At 60.7% G+C, this 13155-nt stretch carries 12 protein-coding genes and 2 pseudogenes; 5 read left to right on the top strand and 9 right to left on the bottom strand.

All coding sequences use genetic code 11. The annotated features are described in order from the left end of the window. Positions 1-6: 6 nt before the first annotated feature. The 3 genes from SO156_RS12385 to ku all read right to left on the bottom strand — a co-directional run bounded on the left by SO156_RS12385 (position 7) and on the right by ku (position 2150). Positions 7-492, bottom strand: coding sequence for a metallophosphoesterase family protein (locus SO156_RS12385; protein ID WP_498534959.1), 486 nt, complete (start codon positions 490-492; stop codon positions 7-9). Further along, positions 489-992 (bottom strand): NUDIX hydrolase, encoded by a 504-nt coding sequence (locus SO156_RS12380; protein ID WP_498534958.1) that lies wholly within the window; start codon positions 990-992, stop codon positions 489-491. The genes SO156_RS12385 and SO156_RS12380 overlap by 4 nt, the downstream gene beginning before the upstream one ends. Before the next feature lie 225 nt (positions 993-1217). After that, positions 1218-2150, bottom strand: a complete 933-nt coding sequence (gene ku / locus SO156_RS12375; protein WP_498534957.1) for a non-homologous end joining protein Ku — start codon at positions 2148-2150, stop codon at positions 1218-1220. Positions 2151-2295: 145 nt separating this feature from the next. Here ku and SO156_RS12370 point away from each other — a divergent pair, with 145 nt between their 5' ends. From SO156_RS12370 to SO156_RS12360, 3 genes are read left to right on the top strand one after another with little or no spacing between them, the layout of a single operon-like run. Continuing rightward, positions 2296-2691 carry a hypothetical protein gene (locus SO156_RS12370; protein ID WP_498534956.1) on the top strand — a complete coding sequence of 132 codons (396 nt, stop codon included), beginning with the start codon at positions 2296-2298 and terminating at the stop codon, positions 2689-2691. 45 nt (positions 2692-2736) lie between these two features. Continuing rightward, entirely contained in the window at positions 2737-3186 is a 450-nt protein-coding gene (locus SO156_RS12365; RefSeq protein ID WP_498534955.1) for a hypothetical protein, read from the top strand. A 3-nt stretch (positions 3187-3189) separates the two neighbouring features. Next, entirely contained in the window at positions 3190-3915 is a 726-nt protein-coding gene (locus SO156_RS12360) for an SOS response-associated peptidase (RefSeq protein WP_498534954.1), read from the top strand. A 168-nt stretch (positions 3916-4083) separates the two neighbouring features. Here SO156_RS12360 and SO156_RS12355 read toward each other — a convergent pair whose 3' ends face one another. Together SO156_RS12355 and SO156_RS12350 are read right to left on the bottom strand one after the other, a co-directional pair. Beyond that, entirely contained in the window at positions 4084-4524 is a 441-nt protein-coding gene (locus tag SO156_RS12355) for a Wadjet anti-phage system protein JetD domain-containing protein (protein WP_498534976.1), read from the bottom strand. 772 nt (positions 4525-5296) lie between these two features. Then, entirely contained in the window at positions 5297-7813 is a 2517-nt protein-coding gene (locus tag SO156_RS12350; protein WP_498534975.1) for an SbcC/MukB-like Walker B domain-containing protein, read from the bottom strand. 87 nt (positions 7814-7900) lie between these two features. Here SO156_RS12350 and SO156_RS12345 point away from each other — a divergent pair, with 87 nt between their 5' ends. Next, entirely contained in the window at positions 7901-8263 is a 363-nt protein-coding gene (locus SO156_RS12345) for a hypothetical protein (RefSeq protein ID WP_498534977.1), read from the top strand. A 450-nt stretch (positions 8264-8713) separates the two neighbouring features. Here SO156_RS12345 and SO156_RS12340 read toward each other — a convergent pair. The 3 genes and pseudogenes from SO156_RS12340 to SO156_RS12330 all read right to left on the bottom strand — a co-directional run. Beyond that, positions 8714-8818: pseudogene (locus SO156_RS12340) on the bottom strand (hypothetical protein); the annotation flags it as partial. Positions 8819-8984: 166 nt separating this feature from the next. Continuing rightward, positions 8985-9464 (bottom strand): annotated as a pseudogene (locus SO156_RS12335) (DUF4194 domain-containing protein); the annotation flags it as partial. Then, the gene (locus SO156_RS12330) at positions 9461-10843 is read right to left on the bottom strand and encodes a Wadjet anti-phage system protein JetA family protein (RefSeq protein WP_498534953.1); all 1383 of its coding nucleotides are present in this window, start codon (positions 10841-10843) and stop codon (positions 9461-9463) included. The pseudogene SO156_RS12335 and the gene SO156_RS12330, both read right to left, overlap by 4 nt. A 69-nt stretch (positions 10844-10912) precedes the next feature. Here SO156_RS12330 and SO156_RS12325 point away from each other — a divergent pair, with 69 nt between their 5' ends. Continuing rightward, positions 10913-11590, top strand: a complete 678-nt coding sequence (locus SO156_RS12325; protein ID WP_498534952.1) for a hypothetical protein — start codon at positions 10913-10915, stop codon at positions 11588-11590. A 47-nt stretch (positions 11591-11637) separates the two neighbouring features. Here the strand turns inward: SO156_RS12325 and SO156_RS12320 are convergent, their stop codons facing one another. Further along, positions 11638-13155, bottom strand: a complete 1518-nt coding sequence (locus SO156_RS12320) for an SAVED domain-containing protein (RefSeq protein WP_498534951.1) — start codon at positions 13153-13155, stop codon at positions 11638-11640.

The following is a 13155-nucleotide window of genomic DNA, read 5'->3' as shown; positions in this document are numbered from 1 at the left end:
CACGCTCTATTCCCTCCGCGGTGGGACTCGGTCGCCTCCAAGGTCGTGGATCTCCGGTCGCATGCCGTCAGGCGTGACTTCGAGCGTCGCAAGTGTGATCGGCAGCTTGAAGCGCCGGGGTCCCGCGCTGCCGGGATTCAGATAGAGAACGCCACCGACCGTGTCGATCTTCGGCACGTGAGAATGCCCGGAGACGATGACGTTGATGCCAGCGCCTGGATCGGCCTTCAGCATCTTCAAGTCGTGCAGAACGTAGATCGACTTTCCCGCCAGGCGCACAAGCTTCGTGCCGGGGTAATCGCGGGCCCACTCGCCAGTGTCCACGTTTCCACGAATGGCCGTGACGGGCGCGATGCGACGAAGCGCGTCGACGATCTCGGGACGTCCGATGTCGCCGGCATGGATGATGTGATCGACGCCCGTAAGGCCCCGTTCCGCCTCGGGCCTCAACAGACCGTGCGTGTCCGAAATGATTCCAATCCTGAACATCATTTCCCGGCGCTCTCAACCGCGATCGCCAAAAGGCGATCAAGAAACTCAACTTGAGCGGACAACATCTTGGTCCGCGCAAGCTCGATATCAAACCATTCGGCGCGGTCGACTTCGGGAAAGCTCTCCCGTCGACCGCTTCGGGGCGGCCATTCGATATCGAAGGTATTGCTGATCAACGCCGCCGGATCAAAGTGGCCCTCGCCGGCGAATGCGATGACGCGCTTTCCTCCTCGCTGTCGGACTTCCCCCAGCGCCTGGAGCGGACCAATCAAAGCGCTCGGGCCGAGTTCTTCGGCAAACTCGCGTCGTGCGACGTTTTCCGGAGCATCATTGGCATCGATTTCGCCCTTTGGAATGGACCAGGCGCCATCATCCTTCTTACGCCAGAACGGACCGCCGGGATGAACGAGCAGTACCTCGAACCCACGAGCGCCCTTGCGGTATGCGAGAACGCCCGCGCTCAAGGTCGATCTTCTGGAAGTCTTTTTTACCGCAGCCATATCGCTCCTATTTTGCAGAGCAATCCAAAGCTGAGCGGGCGAGGAGCACTGAGGCGCGATGTGCCGGCTAGTTGCACAGCAAAGATCGTTCGAAACAGGCCAGTAGCGCAGCGGGCCTCTGTTGTACCGCCTTTTTTAGAATCTCGTCGAGATTAGGAATTGCCAGCCGCCAGAGCCGGCCGCGGACGACGAAGTAGTGGCCGTCCGACGTCACCGTCACAATACCTAAGCCGACTTCCGCTGGGGTTTTGCCGCCGGCTTCTTCGCCGCGGCCTCTTTCGCCGGCTTCTTGCCTGCGATCGGCATCAGCATTTCCTTCTGCCCGGCCGCCGCCTTGCGTGGCTTTTTGCCTGGCTTCCTGGGTGCCTCGGTCGCGGCCGCCCCTTCTCTTCCGATGCTCTTGCGTAGCGCGTCCATCAGGTCGACGACGTTCTCGCCGCGGGGACGCGCCTTCGCGGTGATGGGTTTGCCGGCGCGTTTCTGGTTGATGAGATCGATGAGGGCGGTTTCGTACTGGTCTTCGAACTTGTCCGGCTCGAAATGGCCTGCCTTCTGATTGACGATGTGCTTGGCCAAGTCGAGCATGTCCTTGGTGACTTTGACGTCCTGGATATCGTCGAAATACTCGTCGGCAGACCGGACTTCGTAGGGATAGCGCAGCAAGGTCCCCATCAGCCCCCTGTCGAGCGGCTCCAGCGCGATGATGTGCTCGCGATTGGTCAGCACCACGCGACCGATCGCGACCTTGTTCATATCGCGGATGGTTTCGCGGATAACGGCGAAGGCGTCGTGCCCGACTTTGCCATCTGGAGTCAGGTAGTAGGGACGGATCAGATATCTTGGATCAATCTCGCTGCGGTCGACGAACCCGTCGATCTCGATCGTTCGCGTCGATTCCAGCGCGACGTTCTCGAGTTCCTCCTTCGTCACCTCGATGAATGTGTCGGTGTCGACTTTATAGCCCTTGACGATGTCCTCGTTGTCGACCTCCTCACCGGTATCGGCGTCCACCTTGGCGTACTTGATGCGGTGGCCGGTCTTCCGGTTGAGCTGGTTGAACGAGACCTTTTCGGATTCCGACGTGGCCGGATAGAGCGCTACCGGACAGGTGACGAGGGAAAGACGCAGGAAGCCTTTCCAGTTAGCGCGGGGGGCCATCGCGGGGGAACTCCATACTGGTGCCGGATTCAAGACGAACGGGCCGGCTTGGTTCCGACACCGCTCCCCTCCCAACGGGATGATTTTTTCAAGGATGAGGGTCGGAGTGGACTCGACATTTGTTCTTGTTATGTTCTAATTCGGAATGACCGATCGACCCGCGAGCTGGCGCATGCCGACCCCAAAACAGATGGAAAAACTGGCCGCAGAAGCCGCCTGTAGGCCCGGCCCGTCCACGGCGGCTCCGGATGCGCCACTCCCGGCGGAATATTGGGAATCGGTCCTGAAAGACCCTCGCGCCGACGAGAGCGGAGCCCAGAGGCCGCAGCGACGTCTTTCTGAGATTCAACGCCATGTCCTGCGCATCTCATGCCGCCGCTGCGAGCGGACCGTGGAAATCCAGAAGGCCGACGCAGTCCGATTGTATGGCGGCAACGCGGTCTGGAAGGACGTGGCGCAGCGGTTGCTCGACAACACCTGCCAGCAGCGCACCGGCAGGCATGAGGAAGACGGGTGCTGGCCTGCGTTCGAGCCGCCGTAACCGCTCCGGATTGCCGTTCCGATCTCTTAGCGCCTGGATGTCCGGATGGCCCCGAAGTATCACCCCACGCCCCTGTCGGGCGGCGATCGCAAGGCTCTGGCGAAAGAGCTCGGCAAAGCACGTGCGATGGCCAACATGCTGGCCGCTCAATCGGCGGAGATGCGGGTCAAGGGCGAGGCCATGATCCAGCAAGCTGACAGGCTGCTTTGCGAAAGCTGGAACGAGCGCATGTGGAGCGACGGCGAACCGATCGATCCATCGCCCACCATCGACCAAGCCGTGAACGGAGGCTTCCCTTGGCTCGAGATCAGGTGCACGCGCTGCAAGACGCCGAGCGACGTCGACCTTGCCACGATGAAGCACCCACCAACCACCTTCGTGCATGACCTCGCCAGCCGGCTGCGCTGCCGCAAATGCGCCAAGGCGGGCCGGCGTCCATCCGCGACTCTGCTACAACTGGCTTGCCAGCCTCGCCACCCTCGAACCGAAGCTTGACTGATGTGCAATCTCTATTCGATCACGACCAACCAGGCCGCGATCAGCGCGCTGTTCCGCGTCGTGAACCGATACGTGGGCAATCTGGCACCCCTGCCCGGCGTGTTTCCGGACTACCAGGCGCCAATCGTGCGCAACGGAGCCGAGGGCCGCGAGCTCGCCACCGCGCGGTGGGGAATGCCGTCGTCATCAAAGGCGTTGATGGACGCCACCAAGAAACGAGCCGAAAAGCTGCAGGCCAAAGGCAAGGCAGTGGATTTCAAGGAATTGCTCAGAATGGAGCCGGACAGCGGCACGACCAACATCCGCAACGTGAAGAGCAAACACTGGGCCCGCTGGCTCGGCGTCGAAAATCGCTGCGTAGTGCCCTTCAATTCCTTCAGCGAGTTCAACAAGACCGAAGGCGGCGACATCTGGTTCGCGCTCGACGAGACCCGCCCACTCGCCTGCTTCGCCGGCATCTGGACCGACTGGACCAGCGTCCGGAAAGTCAAGGAAGGTGAGACGACCAACGACCTCTACGCGTTCCTCACTACGGAGCCGAACGCCGAGGTCGGTGCCATCCACCCCAAAGCGATGCCGGTCATCCTGACAACTCCGGAAGAGGTCGAGACCTGGATGACGGCTCCCGCGGACGAGGCCCTGAAATTGCAAAGGCCGCTTCCGGATGGAAGCCTCCGGATCGTCGCTCGCGGCGTCAAGGAAGACCTACAGGGCCTAACGACGTGACCGACGAGGAGGCTGACTACCAAACGGGGCCAGCACCGCATCGGCGAAAATCATCCATATCGATATGGACGCCTTCTACGCATCCATGGAGCAGCGATTAAACGAACGAGGCAGCCACGCCGCGTTCCGTGATCGTGATCCCGCCGGCAGATGCGACGCTACTTTCGCTCATGACGAAAGATGCCTCCCGGGCGCGAAAATTGGCGGCATCGGATCGAGTTCCTCCTGCTCCAACATTTTTGCTTCCTCACTGCGAAGCCAGAGCGCCAATTGTCCGATTTCGCCTGAGCGCATAGCGAGTTTCTCGAGACCTTTCTGCGATTGCAGCGCTGACCCGAAGGCGCATGCGAGTTTTGGCTCCATCTGATGCAGTTGAACATGAATCCCGAACGCGTCTTCGAGATGCGCGGCGATCCTCAAGCCACCGGCATCGATATCACCCCAATGGTACACCGGCGTTTCCGGCGCCAGGAGAAGAGCGTGCCGGACGAGATGCACCATGCTCGACAGCACATCGCGCGCCGGAAATCCATCTGTCAGGAGTGCGAGATAGTTTCCATCGATTTCCGTGCTGTAACGCCAAAAGCTTGTCGGATTCTCGACAGTCATCACGTAGTCAACGCCGTGAGCCAAAGAAGCCTGCCGAACCGAGAGCCACGGAAGGCCGATAAACGCCTCTCCGGTACCATGGATGTTCAGCGCCTCGGAAGAGAGCCGAAGCGGACCCTTGACCTGCAGGAGATGGGCCCGACGCACGATGCCACTCGCTTCCAGAACCTCGCGCGGCTCTTCACCGGCCAGGCTCGGATCGCGACGTCGGAGCAGCTGGACGACGCGACCCTCCATCCGCTCGAGGGCCTTGCTGTCCTTTGCGAGCCGGCGAGAAAACGTCCGGTGATCGATATCGCGGCCCGACAGGTTTACGATGCCATGCACAAGGCGGATAGTTGTGAGGAACGTGTTGATCTCGCCCACCGAGAGCCCGAGAAACGTCTTATTGTTTTTCCAGGCTGCGATAGCCTCCTGCTCGATACCTCGAAAGAAGGCATCCGCCAGAATCTCCGGGATAGCAGCCAGTATCGCCTGGTGCGCGGTCTCAGCGGTCGCTCTTGCGGGCGCTCTGACCAGGAATCGATAAAGCTTGTCAGGATCGACGAGGCGCACCCGCGCGAACTCGCCGGTGAACCGACCAAGTCGATCCTGCTCGAGCGCGATACCGCCCGCTCGTTCCGCATCGCGCAGCACACGATGAAACTCGTCCTGCGCGGCGGGACCCCCGACCAGGGTGTAGTCGATCGTCTGCGTGATGTCGCGAGTGCGAGCCAACGGCGCTTCAAAGCGGTCGAGCAGCCGATTCAGCAGCGTCTCCGCGGTATTTTGATTATTCCGCGGCATGCCTCCGCTCCTCGCGGACACGCTCTTCGAAGAAACTTCGCGGCTGATGCATAGGGTTCTCTTTGCGCAAGAGAATGTGCGCTTCTTGATGGAAATGTTGCGGGATCGCCTGGATCGCGCGGCCGACCCGGATGATCGAAATCAACGTATCAAACGTCTCCTGATAGAGGGCCTGATGCGTTTTTGGCGCGGCCATGATGAGCTGGAGGCCGAGTTGATCGTAGAACCGGATGATCTTGTAGATATTGTCGGGATCGAGCTTCTCGAACGCCTCGTCCATCAGCATAAGGGCCGATTGGGGCGGCGCCTCGCGACTGCCTCCAAGGTGATTGAAGTAGGCTGACGCGGCCGCAACACCAAGGCAGATATAGAACGGGACGAACTTCTGTCCTCCGCTGGCCTTGCCGCGGCGCTGCTCGAGATCCGAGATCCTGCGGTAACCCTGCTGCGGATCGCATATATCGATGCTGAAACGAAAGTAACTCCGATAGTCCGCTAGCTCACGAATGCGGCGGCGATGCTGGGCATCGTCGCCATTCTCGATCGTCAGCATGTCGATCAGCTCTTTGATCTTCACCTGATCGGGATCGTTCGGATCCGGATTGCTCTGCATCAGAGCGGTGGCCTTTGGCGCCACGATGTCGAGCCGATCGATTAGGTAGCGGATGGTCTCCTTGTCCTGATCACGCTCCTGGCGGATCTGATAAACTTCCCCCATGAAGACGCTGCCGCGCAACGCCCGGTTCAGATCGTCCTTGATGCGGTCGACCGCGTCGATGTTGCCGCTAAGGCGGCTCAGGAAGTCATGCACCATCGTTTCGACCAGGGCAGTGACGGCTTTATCAATCTGCCCCTTGAAGTTACGCAAAATGGTTTGGGTGAGTTCGCGATGTCTCGAGTCGATCCAGTCATAAAGAGTTGTCGTCTGCTCGGTGGCGACAAACTGCGTCCACTCGAAGTGCGGATGCTGGTCTGGATTCGCCTGAACATAGTCCTGTATCGCGGCGTTTAGTCTCGCCACCCGCTGGACGGGCGCCCTGTCCTTGAGAAGACCGTCAAAATGATTGCGTACATGCGCGGGATGCCCGCGTGCGGCGCGCTCCTGCACATAGGCCGCACGAACGCGCCGAGCAAATGCCTCCAAACCAATCGCGGGATCGTGCCTCTGACGGCGCCGGTCGAATGGCGGGAATGCCTCGCAGGCACGTTCGGCGGCCTTCTTGCGCTCGTCTGCGTTCGTATTCATCGCGCCCTTTCGTTGTCCGATGGCATCGATGAGCTCGTCTTCCTTTTCCCTCTCGTCGTCCCTTTCCTTTTTGTATTGAACGAGCATTTGCTCGACTTCGCGCTTTTCCTCCATCACCCCTTGTGGCAACTCGGTCTCGAGCTCGCGAATGAGGGCGGCCTGGCGCTCGCTCTCGCGATCCGCGGACTCGATTGTCTCAAGCAGTTGGGTCGCCGCGCCGCGATTGATTACGAGAGCTGTTTCTGCGCGTTTGATGGCCTCAAGGACAGCGAATGACCGGCGTTCAGCGTCCCGCGCGGTCTGCAACCTTGTCTCGAGCTCGCGTTGCTGTTCGCTGAGCTGGGCGATCTGTTGCTCGCGGACCGATTGTCCCAAGCGCGGAATCTGCTTGAGCTGGCGATACTCGATGCCGCGGCCGTGGGCGTATTTGCCGTCGGCTGATGCGGCCAGATCGCCCTTACGAATATCATTGGCCGAGCGCGCCCGAATGATCCGGCCGAGCCGCACGTTGAGGAACGCGCGAGCATATGAATTATCGGTAACCACCGCCTCGGCCAACGTACCAGATCGGACACTCTGGTCCTGGGCCAGCATGTTCTCCGACTGGATCAGCTTGGCCCTGGTCGCCTTATAGTGGCTGTCGAAATGGCGGTAGGCCTGGTCCATAAAACGCGGCTCGATGATGAGGGCATCGGCCCAGTCGCCGAGGATCGATTCGATGATGGCGCGCCATTCGGCAAACGCAGGCGCGATATCGGCGACTTCCGAAAGACTTTGCGCCGGCACATGCATCTTCGCCATATCGGCCAGGAAGTCCTGCGTGTCGTTCGACATGTAGGTACCGCCCGACTGCAGTTTCTTCAATATGCGATCGCCCTCGTCAAATTCCTTCGTCAAACCCGCTTTAATCGAGGCTGCGGTCTGATGGCGCTCGTCGAGCACGGCCCGGACCTCGGATAGCTGCGGCACGGCGGACACGAGCGCCTCGATCTGCTTTGGAGATTTGGGCCAAGCGGCATCGTGGACGCCGACCAGATCGGACGTCAGCCTCGAAGCAAAATCCGTGATTTTGGCAAGACCACTGGGAAAGACGGGACTGTTCGTAGCTTCGCGCAAGGAGTTGAGCGCATCGAAGATCGGCTTAGCCTCGATGACGCCCGCCTTGCGGATGGCGTCTTGGGTGTTCCTCTCGGCCTGCGCCTTCTTGATCTGCTCAAAGGCCGGCGTTCCGTCGATCTGGTCCTTGATGGCCTCCAATCGGCGCCTGATCTGCTCGATCCCTTCGACGAGCGTCTGCTGATAGGACTTGGTGCTATCAAGCTTCTCCTGCATCTCGGCGATCTCTTGGCGCTGCTTGGCAATGAAAGCACCATATCGATCGTATTCCGCGCGCTGAGCACCGTAATTCCACATGCGCGCGTTAAATTGATCGTCCATGACGCGCTCGCATGCCGCGCGGATTGCTTCGACTGTCCTGATTTCCGCTTCGACGCGCTCGATGGTCTTCTGCATGTCGCGCCAGGTGTTGTAACGCGCCTGGAAGGTCTCGATCTCGATCGGAAGGTCGTCAAGCAGGAAGCGCTTGACGAAGTCGGTGACGCTCGTGATCTGTTCGATGTCAAAGGACAGCGCCTGTCGCAGCGCGGCGCGCGCACGATCGGGATCGAGTTGGGTCCCGCGGGCATTCGCGTTGATGATCGCGTATAGCTCCCGCAAGAAGGCCTGATTTTTCTGTCGCTGGAATGTCTTGACCTCTCGTCCCTTACGGCGCTGCTCATCCAGGAAAGTCTGCCACGCCTTCTCCTCAAAGCCCCTGGGTTTCGGATGGACGAAGTCTGCGAAACCCAGTATCTCGCCCTCCAGGATGAAGAGGCCGAGAACGTTCTCTTCACTGAGAGATGCCTTGGCCTCGAGACAGACGCCTGCGGTGCAGCGACGCGATCCGTCGACAGCTTCGAAGCCGAGAGCAATATATGTCAGGCAGGCGTCGCGCTGATAGCCTTCACCATCATCGAGCAAGCCAAGACAGGCCTCGCGCACGGTTCTGGTGCTGCGCCCTCCCTCGGAAACGCGGCTGTTGAGATCGAGGTAACGCCGGTTCATGCCCGTCATGACGATCTGGATCGCATCGAGCAGAACGGATTTGCCAGATCCGTTGCCACCGAGAAAGACCGCATTGCCGCGTCCGGAAATGGGGAAGTCCTGGGCGTAGAGATAGAAATTGACGGCGGTTATGTTCCGCAACACGAAGGCCGGAATCATGATCGTGAACTCTCCGGCGCACTATCGGAGGCATCGTCTGCAGTATCATACTCCTCATTGACAGGTTCAGCGGCCCGCACCGGCTGACCGGCCCAAACCTCGATGCGGGCCAGGAAAGAACCGTCGACCACCTCCGTAATGGTGGGGCGGATGTAGATGTCGGCGGACACCTGACCAACCCCTTGCGCTTGAACGTCGTCAGAATCGATCGCAATTCGCCCGGCTTGAGAGTTCGGGACCCCATGGAGGAGAAGACAGTCTGGATCTCCTCTTCTTCGACGAGGATCTGTGCGCTCGAGTCGACGAAATAGCCCTTCTCGGCGCCTTCGTTGTAAAGCATACGAAGACATAGGAGAACGATGGTTTCCTGTGTCGGGACGCGCGCATTGCCGTAGGCAACCGGGCTGACGAATCCGGCATAGCCCCAGGTGTCATTGAAGACGAAGCTGAACCCGAAGCTCGCGAACAGGTCTTTGAAATAGTCGAGGTTGCTGGCGATCCGGTCGAAATGCGCGGCTCCGCCGAAATCACCGCGGGAGACGAACTGCCGGTGCAGGAGCCGGTTGGCCGTCTCGGTGAGCTGTTCAGCGCTGAAGTTGGGGTCCTGGGCTGCTTGCTTTGTCGCCCACCGCGAGAAGTAGGTCATGCTTTGCCCTGTCTGCGGCGCACGAGCACGCCGGGTCCGGAAACAAATCTGTTTGTGGTCCGAGCGGCGCTCGCACGCACTTCGAATTCGGGGTTCGATGCGAGCGCACCCGACCGTGCTTCGTAGAGGATGGCGACATCCCGCGCGGACTTCGGCTCGAACTGGTCGAGATCGAAGAAGGTGCCGTCATCCGGCACCAGCTTCCGCATATGTTCGGCGACGACACGGGGAGTAACGTCCATGGCGGCGACATAGGCGTCGATCATCTGCTCGCGCTTGACGTCCGCCGGATCGACTATCTTCGGCTCCCGCGTCTGCGGTTCGACCGGCTCGCGCGCTTTCTTCGCTAGAGCCAGCGTGGCGTTCGCATAAGGAACCGGGATTTCAACAAGTGGCGTGACGCATTCGTCGTTACCGGCGCTCCAGTAGGAAAACGCAAGGCGGATCGCATCCCGCAGTCTCTCTTCGCGGACGTTGCGCGCCGTCTCCTGGTATCGCACGGTCGTGGCAATTCGGCGCTCGAGCCGATGCGAAAAGCGGTCGATCACGTCCAGCTTTTCTCCGAGACCGGCGAACACGGCACGGATGCGCATGAGATCCTGGATGATCTGGGTTTCGGCCGCAGCAATGTCGGCGACCATGCCCTGATCCGCAAGCGCAACGGCGGCTCGCGCAATCTGGCCCTCATCATTGATGAACAGGTCGGTATTCGTCAGGATACTGCGCTGGAAGCGCATCGGATTGTAGGCGGATGCCTTCAGCGCTCGGTAGTTCTCCAGCAGTATCTTCTCGACAAAGCGTTCCATGAATCTAGCCAGCAGGTCGGCGAGGCCTTCGGACCGCATCAGGTCTTCTTCGATCCGATGGAGGGACGTCAGGACACCGTCGATCGAACGCCGCAACTGCACCGCTTGGCGGCGCGCACTAGCAATGTTCATGACCTTGCCGACAGGGTCCTGATAGGCGGCGAAAATGCCGCTGTCGATCAGGCTGGCTTCCGCCGAGATATCGACCTTGAGTTCCTCCTTCAGAGTGATCAGCGAGGAAAGCAGAGCGTGGGCCTCGCGGGGCATGTAGACCTCGGCGGCCTTTCGGTTCGCCACTTCCATGATCCAGCCGTCGTCCCGCAATCGCCCATAGATGACGTACTCGGCGGTCTCGGTGGTTGAGCTTGGCTCGTCGTCATCAGAAACGCTCCGGAAATCGGGGTTCTCGAGAACCTGACGAATGACCTGCAGCACCTCGGACTTCTTCGGCGCGAAAGCAAAATCATCGAAGAACTGTTCAAAGATGGCTTCCAGGATCGCGACGTTGCGAATATGGGCCGGCGACGACAGCAGGCGAAACAACGTGTGCGGAATGACATCAAGAAAGCTCATTCTGCCCTTTCATCGCGGGGAACCGTGTGTAAAATAAGTTAGCACAAATCAAACAAACCGACTGAACCTATGCCCCGCCCACAAAAATATACCGATTCCGAAATTGTGGCGGCTGCGCAAGCATTGATTGCACGGGGCGAACAAATCAATCCGATGCGCGTCCGGATGCGGCTGGGCGGGGGGAATGTCAAACGGATCAAGACCGTGCTTGCCGGGATGCCCCGGCGGCCGTCGCAAGGCCCTGTGCTTGAGGGACGCCTGCCACCCGCATTGAAACGTGAGTTGCTGCACCTCACGGCCGAAGCCTCCCAGGAAATCCTGCTTCTTCTCGCCAAATATTGGGCAGGCGTGCCCACGGCATCAACCAATACGATTGGCGAAGAGAACGCTGGGCCTCAGAGCCCCATCACCGATCTGGAGAGAGACGGGCTCGCCCTGTCGGAGAAGCTTGCGCTCGCCGAAAGCCATCGGGAGGAGACGGAACGCGCCGTGAAGCAGGTTGCGACCGAGAGGGACGATCTGGCCCGGAACTTTGGCTCCCTGCAGTCGGCCCTGCGCAATGCGGAAGCCGACTTTCGCGCCGCACAACGAACAATCGAAACCTTCGAGCGCCATCGGCGCGAGGACCGGGAGCAAATCCGGGACCTTCACAAGCGGATAGAAGAGATGATCGGCGAGATCGCCCAGCTGAAGACGAAAGCGAGCGGCGCCCCGCATCAGAAACGGCCGCGTGGCGCTGGATCCTAGCGGATCATGCGTCAGCTGGGCTCTTAGGGTTTGCCTCATGCGTTTGCCTAGGCGAACGGAAGCGTCAAAGCGGCCGTGTAGGAACGGCCACGTCCGCCATCGAAATCGAACTCGTAGAGCCGGACAGAGCCGAGTGCCGTCTGGCGCTGGCCGAGAAAGAACGTGAAAGCGTTGGGCGCGGCGATGAATAGATGGGTCATGCCGATCCCGTCGGCCTTCACGGCCCGAACCGCGCTGGTCGCCGCGTCCGCGAGTTCGAAAGCGTGGCGCCCACTGGTAACGGACTGTGCGCCCGATCCAGAACTCGGCTTCAAGATCAAAAGCCGGCCGACGCTTGGAAGCGCGGTTTCGCAGTATCGGCGTACATCGGCCGAAACGTCATGGGTCAGGCCGAGCGCCACGGCAAGATCCGGCTGATCATCCCGAAGCTCCACCGTCTCCGCAACGAGGGTGGGCCAGGTCGGATCGGAGATCACGTCATCGGCCGACCAAAGCCGGCGGCCGGTGCTGCGCTGCTCGAGCTCGACTTGTCGGCCCGACTTGATGTTGATGATGGAGCCGGCGGCGAAGGCCAGCGTGGCGTGGGCGTCAAGCGCTAGCCGCAGGCGCGGCTGGTTCTTAGCGGCTGTGAGCAGGAAGCCCCGCAGCGCGGGATAGAGCTTCGCTTCCCAGTCGGCGTCGCTGCGGATATATCGCTCGTCAAAGGACGGGATCATGTCCAGCACGGCATGACAACGCTCCTCAAGCCGATCGAAGGCGTGCTCGAAGGATTTGACGCCGAAGACCCGCGGTCCGCCTCGCGCCGCACCCAACAGGTCTTCCCGGGCGCAGACGGCGCGGAAGCCGGCGCGGTCGAACTCGAGCCGCCCCTGCGCCATCCACTGGAAAACGACATCGTCATAGGGGAACGCGCTCTGGTTGGCGGGGATGCGCTGCAGGCCGACATAGGCAAACAACAGGTCAAGCTGATCGCGCAGCCCATCGAGCGTATCGGTCGCCTCGCCAAATGCGAGCGTGCGCGCCAAAAGGCGAAGCTCGGTTTCATCGATGCCGAGATGCTCGCGCCAGGCCTTGCGCACGGCGCCGGCCTTGCTGTTGTCGGTCACCGAGCCATAGAGCCGCTCGAGCCGCATCGCGCCGGAGCGCGTGCCGACCATTTCGCGCAATGGGTCGTTGCGGTCAAGGCGCCAGTTGGTCACGAGCTTGAACCGCACGCCACTCCCCTGTGGGGCGTAAGCGAGCTGCGCTTCCCGCGCGCGCTGCAGCAACGAGCGGGCATTCGCGTTGATGAACTCCGGATCGACCAGGTGGGAGTAGCCGTAGCTGTCGGGCGCGACGTGCCATTTGCACTGCATGTGCTCGCGCCGCAGCGGGTCGCCATATTGGTCGACCGCACTGCGCGCGGCATCGTATTCGACCCAGATGTCATCGAAACTCTTTGGTCCCGTCTCGAAGCCCACGCTCACGACCGGACTGTCCGGGTCAAGCAGGCGCGCCGCGTGATACCAGAAGAGCCGCGCCTGGAAGGTATCTCCATCGCGCCGGACGGTTACGGCCTGGGTCAT

The sequence above is a fragment of the Bradyrhizobium sp. UFLA05-125 genome (assembly GCF_059803515.1).
The sequence above is the reverse complement of the archived record's forward strand: the minus strand, read 5'-3'. Positions and strand labels throughout refer to the sequence as shown.

Excerpts from the sequence above, each read along its gene's own strand:
- SO156_RS12320 (WP_498534951.1), bottom strand. The coding sequence starts at position 13,155 with ATGACCCAGGCCGTAACCGTCCGGCGCGATGGAGATACCTTCCAGGCG.
- SO156_RS12330 (WP_498534953.1), bottom strand. The coding sequence starts at position 10,843 with ATGAGCTTTCTTGATGTCATTCCGCACACGTTGTTTCGCCTGCTGTCG.
- SO156_RS12360 (WP_498534954.1), top strand. The coding sequence starts at position 3,190 with ATGTGCAATCTCTATTCGATCACGACCAACCAGGCCGCGATCAGCGCG.
- SO156_RS12370 (WP_498534956.1), top strand. The coding sequence starts at position 2,296 with ATGACCGATCGACCCGCGAGCTGGCGCATGCCGACCCCAAAACAGATG.
- SO156_RS12365 (WP_498534955.1), top strand. The coding sequence starts at position 2,737 with ATGGCCCCGAAGTATCACCCCACGCCCCTGTCGGGCGGCGATCGCAAG.
- SO156_RS12380 (WP_498534958.1), bottom strand. The coding sequence starts at position 992 with ATGGCTGCGGTAAAAAAGACTTCCAGAAGATCGACCTTGAGCGCGGGC.
- SO156_RS12325 (WP_498534952.1), top strand. The coding sequence starts at position 10,913 with ATGCCCCGCCCACAAAAATATACCGATTCCGAAATTGTGGCGGCTGCG.
- SO156_RS12385 (WP_498534959.1), bottom strand. The coding sequence starts at position 492 with ATGATGTTCAGGATTGGAATCATTTCGGACACGCACGGTCTGTTGAGG.
- ku (WP_498534957.1), bottom strand. The coding sequence starts at position 2,150 with ATGGCCCCCCGCGCTAACTGGAAAGGCTTCCTGCGTCTTTCCCTCGTC.
- SO156_RS12355 (WP_498534976.1), bottom strand. The coding sequence starts at position 4,524 with ATGACTGTCGAGAATCCGACAAGCTTTTGGCGTTACAGCACGGAAATC.